Here is a 20361-nt window from a genome sequence, read left to right on the forward strand (position 1 = left end):
ATCATGAGTTCAATCGTCGCAATCAAAGGTTTTAATGACATTCTCCCAACGCAAACCTCAGCTTGGAGACGTCTTGAACAGCATCTATCCGGTTTGATGGATGCCTATGGCTATCAACAAATCCGTTTGCCTATCGTAGAACAGACTAATTTGTTTAAACGTTCGATCGGTGATGCAACCGATATCGTTGAAAAAGAGATGTATACTTTCCTCGACAAAGGCAATCCACCTGAGTCGTTGACTTTGCGTCCTGAAGGGACGGCGGGTTGCGTACGTGCCATGCTGGAGCATAACCTGCTGCGCGGTGCGACGCCTCGCGTCTGGTATATCGGCCCAATGTTCCGTTATGAAAAACCGCAAAAAGGCCGCTACCGTCAGTTCCACCAGTTTGGTGTGGAAACTTTTGGTGTTGCGACTCCGGACATGGACGCAGAACTGATTTTGATGACGGCGCGTCTGTGGAAACGTATGGGTGTAGCAGACAAGGTTCAGCTTGAGTTAAATACACTCGGTGAGTCGGATGAGCGTGCAGCATATCGTGCGGCACTGGTTGAATTCCTGGAGTCGCATAAAGCGGATCTGGATGAAGATTCTCAGCGCCGTCTGACCACGAATCCATTGCGTATTCTGGATTCTAAAGATGCCAAAACACAAAGCATCTTGGAAAATGCACCGAAACTGCATGACTTTATGGGTGAAGAAACTCTGGCGCATTTTGCCCAGTTACAGCAGTATTTGACTGATGCAGGCGTGAGCTTCGTGATCAATCAAAAACTGGTACGCGGTCTGGACTATTACAACAAAACTGTTTTTGAATGGACCACAACCCATTTGGGTTCACAAGGAACAGTCTGTGCCGGTGGCCGTTATGACGGCCTGGTGGGGCAGCTTAAAGGAAAGGCAGATCAGTCTGTTCCTGCAGTTGGTTTTGCCATGGGGATCGAGCGTTTATTGCTTTTGCTTGAGCAGGTTGAAGACAATACCCGGGCACGTGATTGTGAAGTATTCCTGGTGGCTGAACCGGCTTCTCAAGGTAAAGCTTTGGTCATTGTGGAGCAGATCCGTGATCAGCTTGAAGCAGCAGGCAGTCAGGTTCGTTTGAAAGTAGGCTCACAGGGTTCAATGAAATCGCAAATGAAAAAGGCTGATCAAGCCGGTGCTTTGTATGCGGCGATTTTGGGTGAACGTGAACTGGAAGCTCAGGCGTTTACTGTGAAAGAGCTGGCAACCGCAGAGCAATCGAATGTACCATTTACGGACTTCGTTGCATTTTTTAGTACTAAAATTTCTTCAAAATAATCGATAAAACATTAGGAAAAGGGTAATCTCATGAGCGCAATGAGTGGTGATGAACAGTTTGAAAGCTTAAAATCCTTTACGAAGAAATATGGTTCTTCGATGATTACCGGGATTTTAATTGCGCTGATTGCCTTTTTTGGATGGGAATATTGGCAGAAGAAAAACCTGGCAGAGTCGCAAATGCACACTGCCAAGGTTCAGCAGTTGATGGATGATGCACAGGCATCGAAAGGTGATGGTTTTGCCAAGCTGTCTGAAACTGCGGACAAAATTGTCAAGGAAGCGCCTGACTCAGCTCAGGCGATTCAAACCCAGTTAGTCATGGCGAAACTGGCTTATGACAAAGAAGATTATGCTGCGGCCGAGAAAGCACTACAGAAAGTTGAAAACTCGAAAGTAGATGATAAAGGCCTGGTTCAGGTGGTTAAACTTCGTCTGGCCTATGCGCAACTGGCACAGAAAAAATATGATGCTGCATTGAAAACTTTAGAAGCAGTGACTGAACCTGCATTTAAAGCAACTGCCGATGAAGCACGTGGCGATATCTATGTTGCCAAAAATGATATTGAAAATGCGAAAAAAGTATATCAAAGTGCATGGGATGCTTTGATTGAACGTAAAGAAGAACGTCAGATTTTACAAATTAAGCTCGAAAGCGTAGGCGTGTTAGTCGATGATCCAGAAATCGAACGCCCAATTATAGAAACACAAGCGGAAGAAGCTGCATGAATAGAAAATACAAAATTACCTGTGCCTTGACTGTTTTAACGCTTGCACTGGCTGGCTGTGCAGGTAAAACCACTAAAGTTCCAGAAGTAAAACCGAATCCACTTCCAAAACTGACCCAAGCCAAAACCCTGGTCCCTGTATTTTCCACCAGTGTGGCGTCAACAGATGCTGCTGATCCGTTGCGTTTACGTCTGGATGCAGACAATGGCGTGGTCTTTGCGATTGACCCGAAAGGCGAAGTGTCTGCATTTAAAGGCAAACAGCGTCTGTGGCAGAAGAAAGTCAGCAAAGACAATTTAAGTTCTGGCGTTGAAGCTGCCGAAGGTCTTGTTGTCGTCGGCAACCAGAAAGGTCAGCTGTTTGCGCTAGATCAACAAACCGGCGAGCAGAAATGGACTGCGCAATTGACGGGTGCTTTACTGGCGCCTTCACTGATTCATGCAGGGCGGGTCATTAGTGTCAGCAATGACGGCACCGTATATGCGCATGAAATTGCGACGGGTGCGCAAGTTTGGACTTATGACTTACCTAATGTACAATTCAGCCTGCGTGGTATGGCTGCACCGGTTGCATTAGATGCGCGTAATGTACTGATTGCATCTTCCAATGCTTATATCTATGCACTGGATGCCTTAAGTGGTGTGCCAAAATTACAGCGTCGTGTCGCAGTGTCGGATGGGCGTTCTGATATCCAGCGTCTGGTTGATATTGACGGGGAACCGGTCGTTGCAGGCCAGTTTGTGGTGACCACCAGTTATCAAGGTCAGGTGACTGTGCTGGATTTAGCTTCACAACAGGTGGTCTGGAGTGAAGATGCCAGCAGTATCCAGCGTCCAGAAGTTGTGGGCAATGGTGTATTTGTGGCGCAAACCGATGGCAAAATCAAAGCCTTTGAAATTACCTCGGGTCAACCGCTTTGGGAAAATGACCAGTTGCTGAATCGCAAGTTAAGTAATCCGGTGATGCTGGGTACTGATCTTGTAGTCGGCGATCTGGATGGTGTCTTGCACCTGATTGATCCGCGTACCGGACAGATTACTGGTCGTTCGAAAACCTCTGGGGAAGTACGTAGCTTACGCGTCATCGACAACCAGCTGTATGTTTCCACACGCAAGGGCGCATTAAGCATTTGGCAGAACCGTTAATTTTAACGAGCCTTATGCTAAACTAGCCACAACCGTATTTTTGTGAACGCGGGGTGATTGAAAAATCAATGCCCCGTGTTTTTATTTAGGGTATTTCCCCCTTATATCTTCCTATACTTTCTGATGTTCAGGCCACTTTGACGCCTGATATTGAATAAAGGTTACTCTATGAAACCCGTAATTGCGCTCATTGGTCGTCCGAACGTCGGAAAATCAACGCTGTTCAACCAGATTACCAAGAGCCGTGACGCATTGGTGGCAGACTTTGCCGGTCTGACACGCGACCGTAAATATGGCGATGCTACCTATCAAAATAAATCTTTCATTGTGGTCGATACTGGCGGTATTGGCGAAAATGAAGGTGGGATTGACTCCTACATGGCAGAGCAATCCAAGACTGCCATTCATGAAGCCGACATTATTATTTTTGTGGTTGATGCGCGTGCCGGACTACTGGCTTCCGATGAACAGATTGCACGTGAATTACGTACTTTAGGCAAAAAAGTCTTTCTGGTGGCCAACAAGGTTGATGGCGTACATGCTGAAGCTGCCCTGGTTGAATTCTACAAACTGGGTATGGGCGAGCCGCTACAAGTGGCAGCCAGCCATGGTCGTGGTGTTCAGCAGATGTTGGAAGACGTACTTGCTGATGTACCGGAAGATGAAAATCCGGAAGAGCATGACAAAAATACGGGTCTGCGTTTAGCGATTATTGGTCGTCCGAACGTAGGTAAATCAACGCTGGTGAACCGCTTGCTCGGTGAAGAGCGTGTGGTGGCATTTGACCAGCCGGGTACAACACGTGACTCGATTTATATTCCATTCGAGCGTGATGGCCGTCAATACACCCTGATTGATACTGCCGGGGTGCGCCGTAAAGGTAAAGTTGATGAAATGATTGAGAAATTCTCGATTGTTAAAACTTTACAGGCAATGAAAGATGCTAATGTCATTGTTGTTGTGGTTGATGCGCGTGATGGTATTGTTGAGCAGGATTTGCATTTGATTGGCTATGCACTTGAAGCGGGTCGTGCCATGGTTATTGCAGTCAATAAATGGGATAACATGACTGAATATGATCGTAAGCAATGTAAGCTTGATGTAGAGCGTCGCTTCGATTTTATTCCATGGGCCAAAGTGCATTTGATTTCTGCATTGCATGGAACGGGCGTGGGCGATCTTTATCCATCGATTCACCGTGCTTATGATTCATCTCGTTTGAAAGTATCACCAGCAAAAATCACCCAGATTTTAAATGATGCGACAGATGCCCACCAACCGCCGATGGTTCAGGGTCGTCGTATTAAAATGCGTTATGCGCATATGGGTGGACAAAATCCGCCAACGATCGTTATTCACGGAAACAAAGTGGATAAAACCCCTGCGGATTATCGTCGTTACCTGGAAAATGTGTTCCGTAAAGTGTACAAGCTTGAAGGTACACCGATTAAAATCGAGTTTAAAACTTCTGAAAACCCGTTTGAAGGCCGTAAGTCTCAAGTGGATGAGCGTGCAGCTGCACGTAAACGTCGTTATGTACAGAAGTTCAAAAAAGCCGAGAAGAAATTTAAGCGTTAATTTTATAGTTTAAATTTTTCGGATAAAAAGCCTGCGTAAAGCGGGCTTTTTGTTTTGAGAAAATAATGAATTTCTCTCCCAATAAAAGTGTAAATTCTTTTACACTCAAATCAATTGACATCTTTTTAATGGATTAATGTGGCTCGGCTGATTCAAATTCATCTGCATCAACTTTCTGATCTGACTTGTTATCAATTGTCAGACCGCAAAACCCAGGTTGCCGAACGGAAAAGCGAAGTGGCATTTTTGCGCAATCAGCTTTTATCTCAATCTTTTGAATTGTCAGTTAGTGATCAGCAGGTGGTGCGGACGAATTTTGGCAAGCCTTATTTAAAGGACTATCCGGATTTCAGTTTTAATCATAGTCATAGTCAAAATTTCTACGCCTTGGCCACGAGCAAGCAAGTTCAGAACTTAGGAATTGATATTGAAGAACTGAATCGTAAAGTCCGTTTTGAAGCTTTGGCACAACATGCCTTTCATCCCGAAGAACTTAAAAAGTGGCAAGTGCTGGATTATGATCCTGAATACTGGTTTAAAGTCTGGACCACCAAAGAAGCGGTGTTAAAGGCATCAGGCTTGGGAATCCGGATCAACCTGAATGAACTCAATACCAATATCCATCCTGAACAAAATGGCGGACGCTGCGAACATCCAGAGATTGGCGTCTATGCTTATCAAAATTATTCTGTTGCTGGCTGTATGCTCACCGTGGCCTGGCAAAGTGAGCATTCCTGCAAAGGGTTGAGATTTCCAGTGATCCAGATTCATCACACTGTCTAAAACAAAATCAATCCGAATATTTTTTATTTTCTGGAAATGAGCAGGTTACTCAGCCGATTCACAAATTGCGGACTCATTCGCGATAAATGAAATAAAAACTGGCTTTTGAAACCAACCAGATGATGCGTTGCTTGCCAGATAGAATCTTTGAGTTCTGCCAGTTTCAGAATATCTTGTGCAACATCTTCTGCTTTTAAATGTACGCCCATCTTTTTGATGCTTTCTGCCTGCATATCTTTGACCATGGCCGTACTGACGAAAAGCGGCATGACATCCAAGACTCGAATCCCATAGGGTTGCCACTCAATATCCAGACTTTCAGTCAGGCCACGCACTGCAAACTTGCTGGTGGAATAACTGCTTAAATCGGCCTGGCCATAAATCGCCGAAGCGGAAGATAGATTAATGATGCGGGCAAATGAAGATTCTTTTAAATAAGGGAAAGCGGCATGACAGCCGTTCATGACCCCTTTGACATTAATATCCAGAGTCCGGTGATGTGCATCAATAGTAGTATCTTCAAAAGGCCCTGAATATAGGATCCCGGCATTATTGACCAGAATATTGATTTCACCTGCCCAAGCTGAAAATTCGGCTAAAGCTGTTTCCCAAGAAGCATAGTCAGCTACATCGAGAAAACCGGCTTTGGCATGTTCGCCCAGTTGCTGGGCCAGTTGTTCTGCCTGTTCCACCTGAACATCATAAATGCCCACCTTGTAGCCGTGCTGGTAAAATAGGGTGGCCGTCGCGGCACCAATTCCTTGTGCTGCACCACTAATCAATATACTGTGCATGTGCCTGATCTCCTTATTGTCTTTTTTTTGAGCATAACAAGGAACTGGCAGATTGACGCGACTATTTGGTAAAAAAGAGGTTTTTGAATATGGAACAACTACTCAAGGTCATGCGTGAATTACGTGAAAAATGTCCATGGGATCAGCAGCAGACCCCCGAATCTCTGACCAAATATGCGATTGAGGAAGCTTATGAAGTCGAAGCAGCAGTCCGCTCTGGAAAAGTCGACGATGTCCGCGATGAGCTAGGTGATTTGCTGCTACAGGTGGTGTTCCAGTCGCAAATGTACAGCGAGCAGGGGGCTTTCGATTTTCAGGATGTGGTGCAGGCCATTACCGATAAACTGGTTCGCCGTCATCCGCATGTATTTCAGGCTGAACAATTTGCAAAAATGAGTCCGGAAGATGTGTCTGAGCTATGGAAAGAAATCAAACAGCAAGAAAAGCAGGGCAAGCCGCGTTCACGTCTGGATGATATTAAACATGCACCGGCTTTGGCGCAGGCTGATGAAATTCAAAAAAATGTCGCCAAAATTGGTTTTGATTTTCCGGACATGGCGGGTGCTTATGCCAAGCTGGAAGAAGAACTGGCTGAATTAAAAGAAGCGGTAGCCGGACAAAATTCCGATGAAATACAGGAAGAATTTGGCGACTGCTTATTTTCTCTGGTGAATGTTGGTCGTAAACTTGGCATCTCCAGCGAGATGGCATTATTGGGGACGATCCATAAATTCCGGACCCGCTTTGCCTTAATGGAAGATCAGGCAGAACGACAACAATTAGACCTGGAAAAGCTGTCACTGGCTGAACTTGATCAGCTCTGGGAACAGGCTAAATTAGAATTAAAACAAAGAGCAGCACATGAAAAAAATACCTTATCAAATCGGTCCAACGTGGATTAGTCTTCTTTTAAGTTGTTGGCTGGGCTTTATTTCTATCGGAACTGTGCATGCGACTGCGACCGATTATATGGAATGGAAGACCCAGCAACAGCAACATGACGCTCGCCTGAAGAAAAAAGCTGCCTCCACGGCTTCATCAGAAAGCAATCACTATCTGGCGAAGCCTGCATTATCGGCATCTTCTGCTGCTGATAAAATCAGTTTGAATAATGCAACTGTGGAGCAATTACAGCAGCTAAATGGTATTGGTCAAAAAAAGGCTGAAGCCATTATTGAACATCGGCAAAAAAACGGAAAATTCAAAAGCATTGAAGAGATCCAGCTGGTCAAAGGCATTGGGCCGGCATTGTTTGCCAAAAACAAGGCCAAATTGGCCTTGTAAGGCGACAGCATGGATCATGACTAGCTGATTGATTTGACTCGCAGGATTGACATAATCAAATTGCCCTTTAGGCGTGTAAGCGATATGATTAGCGTCATCTTAGAATTTTACGTTCAGACGTAGGAGACAGCGTCTTTTGCAAACTTTGCGCGCGTCAAAATGTGGTTTATCAACCGCTCAATTACCTTCTTATATTCTCGATGTGATTGATGCCTTAAACAAGGCAGGCTATGAAGCTTATATCGTGGGTGGTGGTGTTCGAGATCTGATGTTAGGTTTGAATCCTAAAGATTTCGATGCAGTTACCAATGCAACCCCGGCTCAGGTCAAGGAAGTTTTCGGACGACGTTGTCGAATTATCGGACGACGTTTCGAACTGGCGCATGTCTATTCAGGGCGGGAACTGGTTGAAGTGGCAACCTTTCGTGCACCACCAAAAAAAGCAGTGACCTCGGCCGCGGGAATGATTCTGCGTGATAACAACTGGGGCAGCATCGAGCAGGATTTTGCCCGTCGTGATTTCTCCATCAATGCAATGTACTACCAGCCGCGTAAAGGTATTGTGCTGGATTTCTGCAATGCAGTGGATGATATTCACAGCAAAACCTTACGCTTACTCGGCGATCCGACTTTAAGATTTGAAGAAGATCCAGTGCGGATGCTGCGAACCCTACGTTTTGCCGCCAAGCTGAACTTTAATATTGATGAAGCGATTCTGGATGTCTTTACGCCGGAAATGACCCAGTTGCTGCGTGATGTTTCTCCACATCGACTTTATGATGAATCACAGAAACTGTTTACCATGGGACACCTGAATCGTGTCTTGCCAATGCTGATCGATTTTGGGATCTGGCAGCAGTTATTTGCAGATATCAAGCCTGAAATTACGCCATTTATGGAACGCGCTGCGAAAAATACCGATCAGCGTATTTCTATCGGCAAGACCATCAACCCGGCCTTTTTCTATGCGGTATTGTTGTGGCAGCCATTCCTCGAGCGTTGTGAATTCTATCTAAATAAAGGCGTGGTAGCCGCCGAAGCTCGTGCCCAAGCTGGTCTGGACGTGTTAAAACGTCAGGCGACTCGTACCATTATTCCACGTTTTGCGGAAACCTTTATTCGTGAAGTCTGGGAAATGCAGACTCGTTTGTTGAATCCAAAACCACAGCAAATCGAGGCCTTGTCCAGCCATGCGCGTTTCCGTGCCGGCTTTGACTTTTTGCTGCTGCGTGAAAAATCAGGCGATGCAACTGCACAAGGCATGGGCAGCTGGTGGGATGCTTACCAGCAAATGAGCGGTGACGAGAAAGAACGGGCCATTAGCCAGTATAACCGTCAGCGTGCCAAGAGCCGTCGCAAGGCGAGTCAAGAAGAACATCTGGAACAGAAATTGACCCAGCAGCAAGATCTCACCGAGATTGAACCGTTGGTAAATGAACCTGAACCACGCAATCGTCGAGTGCGCAAAGCCAAGTTTGAAGACAAGGTGAAACCTCTGTCGCATGTAGCAGCCAGTGCCAGTGGTGAAATTGGCCTAGATCATCCGATTATGAAACGTAAGCGGGTGAAACGTGATCTGAGTCAGGTGGTATTTGGGCCAACACAATGATCGTGACGTATATTGGCCTGGGCAGTAACCTGGGTGATTCACGCCAGATTCTGGCAGAAGCTGTACAGAAACTGGCGACCTTGGGGCAGGTGAAAACTTCGAATCTGTATCAAAGTCCACCGATGGGACCACAGGATCAGCCGAACTATCTGAATGCAGTGGTGCAGTTAAATACCGATCTGGCCGCTTTAAGCTTGCTGGATCGTTTGCAAGCCTTTGAGCAGGACGCAGGTCGGGTACGTTTACGTCATTGGGGCGAACGTACACTGGATCTGGACTTACTAATCTACGGCAATGAGCACATTCAAAATGATCGTCTTACCGTGCCGCATGTCGGGGTGTTAGAGCGTGATTTTGTCCTGATTCCACTTCTGGATATTGATCCTGAAATACAGGTTCATGGACACAGATTAAAAGACCTGGACATCGTCAAACAGTCGACCCTTGCGGTACTCGATGACAGCAACTGGGCAAATATTTAATTTTTAAGTGATGGTAGTTTCGACAGAACTTTCAAGCATAGAGGAACATTTTCATGGTCAGTCTGAGTGATTTAAGACGCTTTAAAGCAGATGGACGCAAATTTTCATGTCTGACTTGCTATGATGCCAGTATGGCCAAAGCCATGGAAATTGCCGAAGTGGACAGCATTTTAATTGGCGATTCTCTGGGAATGTCAATTCAGGGTCGTGATTCGACTTTGCCGGTTACGGTTGCAGATATGGCTTATCATACGGCTGCGGTACGCCGTGGTAACCAGCATGCCTTTATCATGACTGACTTGCCATTTATGAGCTATGCCACCTTGAATGATGCCTTGCAAAGCTCGAAAACCGTGATGCAGGCCGGCGCGCAAATGGTCAAGATGGAAGGCGGCGCATGGTTGGCAGAAACCGTGCAAGTGCTGACACGTAACGGCATTCCGGTGTGTGTGCATTTGGGTCTTACTCCGCAGTCGGTACATGTGTTTGGCGGTTATAAGCTGCAAGCTCGTACTCGTGAAGCGGCCGATCAGCTCATTGCGGACTGTAAAGCAGTAGTAGAGGCGGGTGCTGCACTATTGTTACTCGAATGCGTACCGGCACAGCTTGGCCAGGAAATCACCGAACTGTTTCCGCAGATTCCGGTGATTGGCATTGGCGCGGGTGCAGCCACTGACGGACAAGTATTGGTGGTTCAGGATATGTTGGGCCTGACCTTTGGCCACACTGCAAAATTTGTACGTAATTTTATGCAAGAACAATCGGGTGCGACCGCCATTCTAGATGCTTTTAAAGCCTACCATGCTGCAGTTTTAGATGGATCTTTCCCGGCACCAGAACAAACTTTTCAGGTTGAATTGTAAGATGAAAACAGAAACCACTATTCAGGGCTTAGCGGCATCCTTAAATCCGGCGCGTACCAGTCGCAAGATTATCGGTTTTGTACCGACCATGGGCAATCTGCATCAGGGGCATTTAAACCTGGTGCGTGAAGCGCGTAAGTTGTGTGATGTAGTGGTGGTCAGTATCTTTGTCAATCCGATCCAGTTTGGACCCAATGAAGATTTTGATAGCTATCCGCGCACGCTTGAGCAGGACCAGCAGCTTTTGGCAGAGGTCGGTTGTGACATCGTTTTTGCGCCGACGGTTGAGCAAATGTATGGTAAAAAACCGCGTCTGACCAATATCAGTGTTTCTGACATTACCAATGATTTATGCGGTTTACAGCGTCCCGGTCATTTTGATGGTGTGGCGGTGGTGGTGACTAAATTGTTTAACATCGTACAGCCGAATTACGCCTTCTTTGGCCAGAAAGATTATCAGCAATTGGCGGTCATTCGTCAGTTTGTACAAGATCTGAATATTCCACTGGAAGTAATTGGTGTGCCGATTGCCCGTGCAGAAGATGGCCTGGCTTTAAGTTCGCGCAATGGTTATTTAAGCGAAGAGCATCGTGCAATCGCACCGGTCATTTATCAAAGCTTGCAAAAGGCTGAACAGCAATTACAGGCAGGCGTGGAACTGGATACGGTATTGGCGGAGCTTCGCCAGACTTTAACCGATGCTGGATTTGTAGTGGATTATATTGAAGCCAGAACTCCAGAATTACAAAAAATTCATACGTTTAATCAAGATCTTGTGTTATTTATAGCTGCAAAGTTGGGGAATACACGTCTGATCGATAACCTGCAGGTTAAATACACTGCCGGCTAAGATGAAAGGGTAGCATGCATGAAGCGCATTTTAATCGTCACGGGACAATCTGGTTCGGGGAAATCATCTGCATTACAGGTGCTTGAAGATCTGGGTTATTACTGTATTGATAATCTGCCTTTGGCATTGCTTCCCGAAATCGTGGCCAAACTGGACAGTGAAAATAATCTGGAACAGTTGGCGCTGGGCGTCGATGTGCGCAGTACCCGGGCAGATTTACAAGAATTTGATCATGTATTTGAGCAGCTGCAACAGCATGGTTCGGTCGATATTATCTATCTGACCACGCAGGATCAGGAGCTGATTGCCCGCTTTAGTGCTTCGCGTCGGCCGCATCCTCTGGCGTCACGCTTTAAAAGTCTGAATCAATGCATTCAGGAAGAAAAAATCCTGTTGATGCCGATTCAGTTGCGTTCTACAGTTCATATCGATACTACCGATAAAAGCGTACATGACCTGAAACATACCTTATTGTCCAAGCTGGGACAGGCCGATAACCTGATCCTGATTCTGCAATCCTTTGGTTATAAGCATGGCATTCCACTGGATGCCGATTATGTCTTTGATGTCCGGCATTTGCCAAATCCGCATTGGGAACTGGAACTGCGCAAATTTTCAGGGCTAGATCAGCCGGTGCAGGCGTTTTTACAAAAGAGCGATCAGGTCGAGGACATGTTCAATGATCTGTATCATTTTCTGGACAAGTGGTTGCCGACCTTTGCCGAAGGGCATCGTCATTATATGACCGTGTCGATAGGTTGTACCGGTGGTCAGCATCGTTCTGTTTATATTGTGGATAGACTAAAAAAAGCCCTTGAGGCAAAATGGTCTATTCAAGTCCTCCATCGAGAAATGAAGCACTGGTCATGATTGATACGACAGTTGACGTAATTAATAAATTGGGTTTACATGCACGCGCATCTGGTAAACTGATAGAAGTTACCACCAAATTTCGTTCCAGTATTCGGATTGGCAAGGCTGACAAATTGGTAGATGCCAAAAATATCATGTCATTGCTCATGCTTGGTGCAGGCAAAGGAACAACTTTACGCTTAGTGATTGAAGGAGCAGACGAGGACAAAGCCTTATCTGAAATTCAGGCACTATTTGCAGCAAAATTTTATGAGGCAGATTAATCGTGGCACGTCGACCGAACAGTTTAACTGAAGAAGATTTTGATTCTTTAGAGGGACGCGCAAGTAAGACCGAACAGAAAAAAGCAGTCCAGCGTATGGCTGCTTTAGGTGCGCAGCTTGCAGAGCTGAGCGCTAAACAAATTAAAAACCTACCCGTAGATGAGCGTTTGATTGACGCCTTACTTGATGTGCAGGCAATTAGTTCGCATGAAGCACGTCGCCGTCAATTTTCACGGATTGGTAAATTATTACGCAATGAAAATGAAACGGTAATTTTATCTTATTTAACACCTAAACAAGGTCTTAAAAAGACAGCTCAATTACAGCGTTGGGTGGATCGAATTGTCAAAGATGGTGATCCAGCCATCAATGAATTTACCAAAACCTATAATGCGACAGAGCGTCATACCTTACGTCAACATTATCTTCGGGTACACCGTGATTTAAAGAATCAAGCACCTGAAGAAGAAGTGAATGCTTCTAAATTAAAGCTGTTTAACTATGTACAGCAAGTGGCGTTGATTTCTGACAATTAAGCAGCCATGTAAAAAGGCGGTCTTTTTTAGGCCGCTTTTTTATAGCTGTTTTGAACTGATTGGTTTGACTTGGACATGCATAGTCTATAAGTGGTCTATCTTAATATTACTATTCCAGCTTCTAAAACTGCATTGATGATAAAAAATACAAAATTTCTGCAATTAATTTGTTAATGAATGTAAAATCTTTACAATTCTCAGTGGCTTTTTTGGCCTGTTTTTAGTCAATATCCTGATATTTAAATATTTCGTAGACTGGAATTGTTAAGATAGTTTTAAAAATTAAAAAATAATTCTGAGTGTTATTAGATAGATGAGACCTGATATAAAATTTCTTTTTAATCATAAGGTCAAGTTATATAATTGAAAAATCATTAGCTTTTACTCCAAATAGAGTAAAAAGCTATAGTGGGTATTTTTTAGTCAATAGTGTGTTACAGTAAATACAAATAAACATGCTTATTTTAGGTGAGATATATTAATTTCAAATACTTATGTAGGTTTTTTTCGAATAGTAAATTTTCAAGTTATTCTTAATCAATTAAATATCAGTGCTTTGCGGTTAAGAATGTATCTGGATAGAAACAGGTTAACAAATCCTTTAACCTATAGGTGAGTTTTCATCGTTGAGTAAATATAGAATCTTTGTTATTGATTGTATGAATTTGGTCGGCAGTGTTTTCTATATTCCATAAACATTCAGAGAGGCAGACATGGAACTAAAACTGCTAGAGGTCGGTCAGAATACGGAGCAATTAAGCTCGTGCCGTATATCTCTCATTTTAGGTGTCTATACCTCCAACAACCTATTAGACACCTTTTGTAAGATCGCCCGTAAAGTTTTAAACGTTAAAACCAGTATTATCGGCTTCCACACGGAACCCTATATCTGGTACAGCTGTCCGCGCGGTTTTCGGGCCTTGCACGCCCCACAGGAAGTGAATCTGCCTGCGTATCTGCAACAGTCAGATGTCATTGACCAGACGCATCCTGCTTATACAGAATTGTCAAATTATGTGAAAGATCTCGGTGTAGCGCATCAGAGATTAGTCGCCTTTAATTTAAAATCAAGTAGCGGTGTGTCTTTTGGACAGGTCATTTTCTTTGATGATCAGACTGAACTGTTCGATCAGGACGATATTGCCACCATCAAACAATTTGCTGAAAGTTTAGTGATTCGAATTCAGCTCAATCAAGAACATACTGAGTTGAAAGAATTATACGAGCAGCAATGCGCACAAAATTTCAGTAAAACTAAATTTTTCCAGATTATTGCGCATGATCTGCGTGCACCGTTTCACGGCTTGCTCGGCTTTTCCGAAGTACTGGCACAGGAACGTGACACACTGGATGAATCCAGTATTCAGAGTATTGCGGATTATTTATATGATAATGCACAATCGACCTATAACCTGCTGGAAAGCCTGCTGACTTGGGCGATGGCAGAGGGTGGGCGCTTTGTTTATCATCCGATCAATTATGAATTGAAACAGTCCAGCAAGATTGTATGTGGTGTTCTGAAAAGTTTGGCCTTAAATAAAAAGATCGAACTGGTCGATAATATTCCTGAAGACATCAAGGTACATGCGGATATCAACATGATTACCTCTGTCTTGCAAAACCTGGTGTCGAATGCGCTTAAATTTACCCCGGTGAATCAAGGCGGTAAAGTGATTTTAGCTGTAGAGATGGAAGGCGAGCAGGTCAAGATTACGATTCAGGATACTGGCCTGGGCATGACCGAAGAACAGATGCAGAATCTGTTTAAACCGACTTTGGGTGTGAGTGTCAGAGGCACAGCTGAAGAGAAAGGGGTAGGTTTGGGTCTGGTACTCTGCAAGCGCTTTATTGACCTGAACCATGGTCAAATTGCTGTAGATTCCAAAGAGGGCCGTGGTACGACCTTTACTGTGCATTTGCCGATGGTTACCAATGATCATCAGGCGCTAGTGCTTGAAGATGTACATGCCGAGCAATCTTAAAAGGTAAATTTCAAACTAAAACATTCCCACTGAGACAAAACTCCTGCTATCTTTAGTGTGAAAGAGGACTCCACCCAACATTAGGGTGGAGGTGAATTTCACGACTTTTTTTAGTGCAATATGATAGAATAATTTGCATTAAGTTTCTGTATCTAAATAGATTTAAGGCGAAATGAAGATCAACAAAGCGTACAAATTTAGGCTTGAGTCTAATGCGGAACAGGAGCTTGTTTTAAACAAGTTGCTTGGCTCTGCACGTTTTGTTTGGAATCAAATTTTAGCTGTTTCGTTCGAGATGCTTGCTAATAATGAGCGAATCAACAAAGTTAATTTAGTCAATAAAATTCCTGAATTACGCAAAAAACCTGAATGTGCTTTTCTAGAAAACAGCTCAAATGGCGTTTCACTCCAACAAAAAGTTCGTGATCTTGGTGATGCTTGGGGGAAGTTTTTTAACAAAAAGGAACAAGCTAAGTTAAAGCAAAAACCATTTAGAGCTAAGAAGCCACGATTTTTTAAATTATCCGATGGTGGTGAAGTTCAACTTAGACCACTTATGCCACGATTCAAAAAGAAATCTGATGGTTATGATTCCATTCGTATTGTTCAATTTGGCAGATATTGTTGGGTTAAAGGCAACCAAGTTAAGTTACCTAATGACATTGGCGTTGTGAAATTCAGAAAATCACAAAATATTGTGGGTGAGATTAAGAACGTCACAATCTCAAAGCATGTCGGGAAATGGTATGTGTCATTTGGTGCTGAAAACACAGTAGAAGCACCAGTCCACCCATCAAAATCAGCCGTTGGCATTGATTTAGGTGTTAAAAAGTTAATTACAACGTCTAGTGGTCAAGTATTCGACCCGATCAATAGTTTCAAGGCCAATCAAGTAAAGTTGGCTAGGCTTCAGCGCAAGCTGAGAAAGAAAAACAAGTTCAGTCAAAATTGGAAAAAGCTGAATCTCAAGATCAATACATTACACCATCATATTGCCAATATTCGGCATGACTACTTGCACAAAGTCACCACAACGCTCAGCAAAAACCACGCAATGATCGTAGTTGAGGACTTAAAAGTAGCCAATATGTCGAAGTCAGCGAAAGGCTCAATCGAGAAAAAAGGAAAGAATGTTAAAGCCAAGTCCGGCTTAAATAAATCAATCCTGGATCAAGGTTGGTCAATGCTTGTTAATATGTTGGTGTACAAACAGCAATGGCGAGGTGGTTTACTCGTTAAAGTTGACCCTAAATATACAAGTCAGACTTGTAGTTCATGTGGTCACGTTGCAAAAGAAAATAGGCTTACTCAAGCAAACTTTAGTTGTGTCGAGTGTAGCTTTGGCGAGAATGCAGATATTAATGCTTCTCGCAATATTTTGGCGGTAGGACATACCGTTTTGTCTGTGGAGGGTGGATGCGGTAAAGGTCGCCTTGCGAAGCAGAAAGCAAGTGAAATCCGTGAGGAAGTCACCTAAGAGCTTTTACTTTTAGAATCCCCCACTTGAACATCGTGAAAGTGGTGGGAGTATGTCAAAACTAAGCAGAATGTTTCAGGGGAAGAGTTGAGTGATGAATGCGGCACAATTGCAGAAAACCTTAAGAGCTAGCCAATATACCGAACAGGTATTGGCCAATCACCAGAGTTTACTGGAACAGGATTATGCAATTGATCAGTTTCAAGGCTCACTCAGTCGGGAATATATTGATCAGCTGGTGCAGCACTGCATCCTAAATATAAGCGATGAAGCAACGTGGATGCGCGCAATGCGTATTTTGCGGGCTCGATTGATGTTTCGTTGGATCTGGCAGGATGCCAATCAACTCACCGATGTCATTACCCTCACCCAAGAACTCTCCGATTTTGCCGATGCGTGCATCTGTGCGGCGAAAGATTTTGCCCGTATTCCGGTCGTTGCCAAGTATGGCCAGCCAATCGGCTATAACGGAAAAGTCCAAGATCTGATTGTCATTGCCATGGGGAAACTCGGCGCCCAAGAACTCAATCTTTCCAGTGATATCGACCTGATTTTTGCCTTCGATGAGCAGGGTGAAACTGATGGGCGTAAATGTATTGATGTGCAGCAGTTTTGCATCCTGTGGGGACAAAAACTCATTCATTTGCTGGATCAGATCACGGCGGATGGCTTTGTATTCCGCGTCGACATGCGCCTGCGTCCCTGGGGCGATGGTTCAGCACTAGCCATTAGTCATGCAGCCTTGGAAAAATATCTGAGCCAGCATGGGCGTGAATGGGAGCGTTATGCCTGGATTAAAGCGCGTATTGTCAATCCAAGTCCAGAAGGCGACGAGCTGCTGGAGATGACCCGTCCATTTGTATTTCGCAAGTACGTCGATTACAGCGCTTTTGAAGCCATGCGCGAAATGAAAGCCATGATCGAGCGCGAAGTACAGCGCCGTAATATTGAAGATGATATCAAGCTCGGAGCCGGTGGCATTCGCGAAGTCGAATTTATCGTGCAGGTGTTTCAGCTGATTTATGGCGGGGCCAAACTTGAATTGCAGGATCGGCAGTGTCTGGTGAATCTAAATCATCTGGATGATGCCGAGTTGCTGGATGAACAGGCGGTGCAGGATCTGGAAAATGCCTATTTATTCCTGCGCCGGGTTGAGCACGCGATTCAGGCACTGAATGATCAGCAAACGCAATCACTACCGACAGAGCCAGAGTTAAGGGCGCGTATAACGGACACACTTGGTTTTGCGGATTGGGACAGCTTTATGGCATATCTCAATGAAAAGCGTGACAAAGTGATGTATCAGTTTGATCATCTAATCAAGGAAAATGGCCCTGACACCTTGGTTGAAAGTTTTTCCCAGTTGGAAAAGAAACTCAAAGAAGTGTTGGATGATAATGCAAAGAATCTTGTCTATGAGTTTTGGAATGGGCATGCCTTAAAAAAATTACCGGCAAAGGCGGTACAACGTTTAAAAACCTTCTGGCCGCATTTAATTGAAGCCGTTTTACAGTCAGATGATCCTCAGGTGGCATTGGTGCGCTTGATGCCCTTAGTCGAATCAGTGATGCGCCGTACGGTATATCTGGTGATGTTAATCGAGAGTAAAGGGGCGTTGCAGCGACTGGTGAAGATGGCCACGGTCAGCCCCTGGATTTGTGAAGAACTGACCCATTATCCGGTGCTACTGGATGAATTCCTGTCGATGGATTTTGAATTGCCAAAACGTCAGGATCTGGAAGACTCTTTACGTCAGCAACTTTTACGGATTGAAATTGATCAGGTCGAAGACCAGATGCGGGTCTTGCGCCTGTTTAAAAAATCTAATGTTCTGGCCGTTGCCGCCAGTGATGTGCTGGCTGAAAGTCCTTTAATGAAAGTTTCCGATGCCTTGACCGATATTGCTGAAGTATCGGTGAATGCAGCGCTGCATCTGGCCTATCAGATTGTGGCAAAAAAGCATGGTTTTCCACTGGATGCAGAAGGGCAGCGCTGTTCAGTCGAGCATACGGCTTTTGCAGTCATTGGTTATGGTAAAGTCGGTGGAATTGAATTGGGTTATGGCTCGGATCTGGATCTGGTGTTTATTCACTATATGGGTGAACAGGCCGATACCGATGGACTTAAGCCGATCAGTGGCTTTGAATTTGCCATGCGGGTTGCACAAAAGTTTATGTCCCTCATGACCACGCAAACCTTGGATGGACGTGTATATGAAGTCGATACCCGATTGCGTCCATCGGGCGAAGCTGGGCTTTTGGTCACCAGTTTAAAAGCCTTTGAACAGTATCAGTTCAAGAGTGCCTGGCTATGGGAGCATCAGGCCTTGGTACGAGCCCGCCCGATTGCGGGTGAAATGAGCTTACGGAAAAAGTTTGAAGTCTTGCGCCGGGATATTTTGATTCAGCCCCGTGATGAAAATTATGTACGGGCAGAAGTACTGAAAATGCGTCAGAAAATGAAGGAGCATCTCGGTTCTTCCGCCGATCAAAAAAAAGATGGTATTTTTCATTTAAAACAAGATGCAGGTGGTATCGTAGACATCGAATTTATGGCACAGTATGCGGTGTTGGCTTGGAGTGGGACGAATAAAGATCTCGCCCATTTCTCCGACAATGTACGAATTCTTGAGGATGCCGCAAAATCAGGTTGCTTATCCAGCGACGATGCGACTGCTCTGATTCAAGCTTATCTCCGTGAACGCGCCGAGAGCCATCGCTTAGCCCTTGCAAATCAATCCATGCAAGTGTCTGCAAGCGACTGGCACGATACCCGAATGACCGTTTGCAAGTTATGGCAAAGACTGATTGATCCAAGTGCAGACTTTGCACTGGATAGTGAATAATTGTGAGAAATTGGAGTTTGTGGCATGAATTTGGCTGATCGTGATGGTTTCATTTGGCAAGATGGACAACTAGTTGACTGGCGTGAGGCAAAAACTCACGTATTAACACATACTTTGCATTACAGCATGGGTGTGTTTGAAGGCGTCCGAGCTTATGAAACCCCGAATGGAACGGCTATTTTCCGTCTTAAAGAACATACGAAGCGCTTGTTGAATTCTGCAAAAATTTATCAAATGAAAGTTCCATTTGATCAAGCAGCATTAGAACAGGCTCAAATTGATGTTGTTCGTGAAAACAAATTAGCGTCTTGCTATTTACGTCCAATTATTTTTATTGGTTCTGAAAAACTCGGTATCGCTGCAACTGACAATACCATTCATGCCGTAGTTGCGGCATGGAGCTGGGGTGCTTACCTCGGTGAAGAGGCGATGGCGAAGGGAATTCGCGTAAAAACGTCTTCATTTACCCACCATCATCCGAACGTGACCATGTGTAAGGCTAAAGCATCAGGTAACTACACCTTGTCGATTCTTGCGCATCAGGAAGTGGCGCATTCAGGTTATGATGAAGCAATGCTGCTCGACCCACAAGGCTATGTATGCCAAGGTTCAGGCGAAAACGTATTCCTGGTGCGTGATGGCGTGATTCATACGCCTGATATCGCAGGTGGTGCGCTGGATGGTATTACCCGTCAAACGATTATTACGATTGCTAAAGACTTGGGTTATGACGTAATTGAACGCCGTATTACCCGTGATGAGTTCTACATCGCAGATGAAGCATTCTTTACCGGCACTGCTGCAGAAGTAACACCAATCCGTGAATACGATGATCGTCAGATTGGTGAGGGTGTACGTGGTCCAATCACCACTCAAATCCAGAAAGCATATTTTGATGCAGTTCAGGGCAAAGACCCGAAATATGCACACTGGTTAACGTATGTGAAGTAATTAAGAATTTACTGATTG

The 20361-nt window shown here is 44.6% G+C and carries 19 protein-coding genes; 18 read left to right on the plus strand and 1 reads right to left on the minus strand.

The genetic code is table 11. The annotated features are described in order from the left end of the window. Window positions 1–3 precede the first annotated feature (3 nt). The 5 genes from hisS to HGD77_RS02945 all read left to right on the plus strand — a co-directional run bounded on the left by hisS (window position 4) and on the right by HGD77_RS02945 (window position 5534). Window positions 4–1299 carry a histidine--tRNA ligase gene (hisS, locus tag HGD77_RS02925; RefSeq protein ID WP_168730662.1) on the plus strand — a complete coding sequence of 432 codons (1296 nt, stop codon included), beginning with the start codon at window positions 4–6 and terminating at the stop codon, window positions 1297–1299. Window positions 1300–1329: 30 nt separating this feature from the next. Beyond that, window positions 1330–2028: a YfgM family protein gene (locus tag HGD77_RS02930; protein WP_005103250.1), complete on the plus strand. Its 699-nt coding sequence runs from the start codon at window positions 1330–1332 to the stop codon at window positions 2026–2028. Continuing rightward, complete coding sequence (bamB, locus tag HGD77_RS02935; protein ID WP_168730663.1) at window positions 2025–3173, plus strand: outer membrane protein assembly factor BamB; 1149 nt, start codon at window positions 2025–2027, stop codon at window positions 3171–3173. Before HGD77_RS02930 ends, bamB begins: the two co-directional genes overlap by 4 nt. A 168-nt stretch (window positions 3174–3341) precedes the next feature. Continuing rightward, window positions 3342–4751 carry a ribosome biogenesis GTPase Der gene (gene der, locus HGD77_RS02940; RefSeq protein ID WP_004278348.1) on the plus strand — a complete coding sequence of 470 codons (1410 nt, stop codon included), beginning with the start codon at window positions 3342–3344 and terminating at the stop codon, window positions 4749–4751. 138 nt (window positions 4752–4889) lie between these two features. Continuing rightward, entirely contained in the window at window positions 4890–5534 is a 645-nt protein-coding gene (locus tag HGD77_RS02945) for a 4'-phosphopantetheinyl transferase family protein (protein WP_005103255.1), read from the plus strand. A 23-nt stretch (window positions 5535–5557) separates the two neighbouring features. On the opposite strand, the gene HGD77_RS02950 is transcribed toward HGD77_RS02945, so the two are convergent. Beyond that, a complete protein-coding gene (locus tag HGD77_RS02950) occupies window positions 5558–6328 on the minus strand; it encodes an SDR family oxidoreductase (protein WP_005250754.1) in 771 nt (256 codons plus the stop codon). Window positions 6329–6417: 89 nt separating this feature from the next. Here HGD77_RS02950 and mazG point away from each other — a divergent pair, with 89 nt between their 5' ends. From mazG to HGD77_RS03015, 13 genes are all read left to right on the plus strand, one after another. Beyond that, a complete protein-coding gene (gene mazG / locus HGD77_RS02955) occupies window positions 6418–7230 on the plus strand; it encodes a nucleoside triphosphate pyrophosphohydrolase (protein ID WP_005103258.1) in 813 nt (270 codons plus the stop codon). Further along, window positions 7190–7612 (plus strand): ComEA family DNA-binding protein, encoded by a 423-nt coding sequence (locus HGD77_RS02960; RefSeq protein WP_005103262.1) that lies wholly within the window; start codon window positions 7190–7192, stop codon window positions 7610–7612. The genes mazG and HGD77_RS02960 overlap by 41 nt, the downstream gene beginning before the upstream one ends. A gap of 136 nt (window positions 7613–7748) precedes the next feature. After that, window positions 7749–9221 carry a polynucleotide adenylyltransferase PcnB gene (pcnB, locus tag HGD77_RS02965; protein WP_004647477.1) on the plus strand — a complete coding sequence of 491 codons (1473 nt, stop codon included), beginning with the start codon at window positions 7749–7751 and terminating at the stop codon, window positions 9219–9221. Then, window positions 9218–9703: a 2-amino-4-hydroxy-6-hydroxymethyldihydropteridine diphosphokinase gene (gene folK / locus HGD77_RS02970; protein WP_005103266.1), complete on the plus strand. Its 486-nt coding sequence runs from the start codon at window positions 9218–9220 to the stop codon at window positions 9701–9703. Before pcnB ends, folK begins: the two co-directional genes overlap by 4 nt. A gap of 53 nt (window positions 9704–9756) precedes the next feature. Beyond that, window positions 9757–10566 carry a 3-methyl-2-oxobutanoate hydroxymethyltransferase gene (gene panB, locus HGD77_RS02975; protein WP_004278337.1) on the plus strand — a complete coding sequence of 270 codons (810 nt, stop codon included), beginning with the start codon at window positions 9757–9759 and terminating at the stop codon, window positions 10564–10566. Window position 10567: 1 nt separating this feature from the next. Beyond that, the gene (gene panC, locus HGD77_RS02980) at window positions 10568–11416 is read left to right on the plus strand and encodes a pantoate--beta-alanine ligase (protein ID WP_004647479.1); all 849 of its coding nucleotides are present in this window, start codon (window positions 10568–10570) and stop codon (window positions 11414–11416) included. Between the two features lie 18 nt (window positions 11417–11434). Beyond that, the gene (gene rapZ, locus HGD77_RS02985) at window positions 11435–12286 is read left to right on the plus strand and encodes an RNase adapter RapZ (RefSeq protein ID WP_004278335.1); all 852 of its coding nucleotides are present in this window, start codon (window positions 11435–11437) and stop codon (window positions 12284–12286) included. Next, the gene (locus HGD77_RS02990) at window positions 12283–12552 is read left to right on the plus strand and encodes an HPr family phosphocarrier protein (RefSeq protein ID WP_016806787.1); all 270 of its coding nucleotides are present in this window, start codon (window positions 12283–12285) and stop codon (window positions 12550–12552) included. The genes rapZ and HGD77_RS02990 overlap by 4 nt, the downstream gene beginning before the upstream one ends. Window positions 12553–12554: 2 nt before the next feature. After that, window positions 12555–13088: a ribosome biogenesis factor YjgA gene (gene yjgA / locus HGD77_RS02995; RefSeq protein WP_004278333.1), complete on the plus strand. Its 534-nt coding sequence runs from the start codon at window positions 12555–12557 to the stop codon at window positions 13086–13088. 713 nt (window positions 13089–13801) lie between these two features. After that, window positions 13802–15070: a sensor histidine kinase gene (locus HGD77_RS03000; RefSeq protein ID WP_004733022.1), complete on the plus strand. Its 1269-nt coding sequence runs from the start codon at window positions 13802–13804 to the stop codon at window positions 15068–15070. 172 nt (window positions 15071–15242) lie between these two features. Then, entirely contained in the window at window positions 15243–16547 is a 1305-nt protein-coding gene (locus tag HGD77_RS03005) for an RNA-guided endonuclease InsQ/TnpB family protein (RefSeq protein WP_168730664.1), read from the plus strand. A 94-nt stretch (window positions 16548–16641) separates the two neighbouring features. Then, on the plus strand, window positions 16642–19392 hold the full coding sequence (gene glnE / locus HGD77_RS03010) for a bifunctional [glutamate--ammonia ligase]-adenylyl-L-tyrosine phosphorylase/[glutamate--ammonia-ligase] adenylyltransferase (RefSeq protein ID WP_005103272.1): 2751 nt from the start codon (window positions 16642–16644) through the stop codon (window positions 19390–19392). A gap of 24 nt (window positions 19393–19416) precedes the next feature. Beyond that, entirely contained in the window at window positions 19417–20343 is a 927-nt protein-coding gene (locus tag HGD77_RS03015; RefSeq protein ID WP_004278329.1) for a branched-chain amino acid transaminase, read from the plus strand. Window positions 20344–20361: the final 18 nt, after the last annotated feature.

Source organism: Acinetobacter sp. NEB149 (assembly GCF_012516415.1).
Classification (GTDB): domain Bacteria; phylum Pseudomonadota; class Gammaproteobacteria; order Pseudomonadales; family Moraxellaceae; genus Acinetobacter; species Acinetobacter lwoffii_V.

Coding starts and splice junctions, on each gene's coding strand:
- hisS (WP_168730662.1), top strand. CDS start 4: ATGAGTTCAATCGTCGCAATCAAAGGTTTTAATGACATTCTCCCAACG.
- HGD77_RS02930 (WP_005103250.1), top strand. CDS start 1,330: ATGAGCGCAATGAGTGGTGATGAACAGTTTGAAAGCTTAAAATCCTTT.
- bamB (WP_168730663.1), top strand. CDS start 2,025: ATGAATAGAAAATACAAAATTACCTGTGCCTTGACTGTTTTAACGCTT.
- der (WP_004278348.1), top strand. CDS start 3,342: ATGAAACCCGTAATTGCGCTCATTGGTCGTCCGAACGTCGGAAAATCA.
- HGD77_RS02950 (WP_005250754.1), bottom strand. CDS start 6,328: ATGCACAGTATATTGATTAGTGGTGCAGCACAAGGAATTGGTGCCGCG.
- mazG (WP_005103258.1), top strand. CDS start 6,418: ATGGAACAACTACTCAAGGTCATGCGTGAATTACGTGAAAAATGTCCA.
- HGD77_RS02960 (WP_005103262.1), top strand. CDS start 7,190: ATGAAAAAAATACCTTATCAAATCGGTCCAACGTGGATTAGTCTTCTT.
- folK (WP_005103266.1), top strand. CDS start 9,218: ATGATCGTGACGTATATTGGCCTGGGCAGTAACCTGGGTGATTCACGC.
- panB (WP_004278337.1), top strand. CDS start 9,757: ATGGTCAGTCTGAGTGATTTAAGACGCTTTAAAGCAGATGGACGCAAA.
- panC (WP_004647479.1), top strand. CDS start 10,568: ATGAAAACAGAAACCACTATTCAGGGCTTAGCGGCATCCTTAAATCCG.
- rapZ (WP_004278335.1), top strand. CDS start 11,435: ATGAAGCGCATTTTAATCGTCACGGGACAATCTGGTTCGGGGAAATCA.
- HGD77_RS02990 (WP_016806787.1), top strand. CDS start 12,283: ATGATTGATACGACAGTTGACGTAATTAATAAATTGGGTTTACATGCA.
- HGD77_RS03000 (WP_004733022.1), top strand. CDS start 13,802: ATGGAACTAAAACTGCTAGAGGTCGGTCAGAATACGGAGCAATTAAGC.
- HGD77_RS03005 (WP_168730664.1), top strand. CDS start 15,243: ATGAAGATCAACAAAGCGTACAAATTTAGGCTTGAGTCTAATGCGGAA.
- glnE (WP_005103272.1), top strand. CDS start 16,642: ATGAATGCGGCACAATTGCAGAAAACCTTAAGAGCTAGCCAATATACC.
- HGD77_RS03015 (WP_004278329.1), top strand. CDS start 19,417: ATGAATTTGGCTGATCGTGATGGTTTCATTTGGCAAGATGGACAACTA.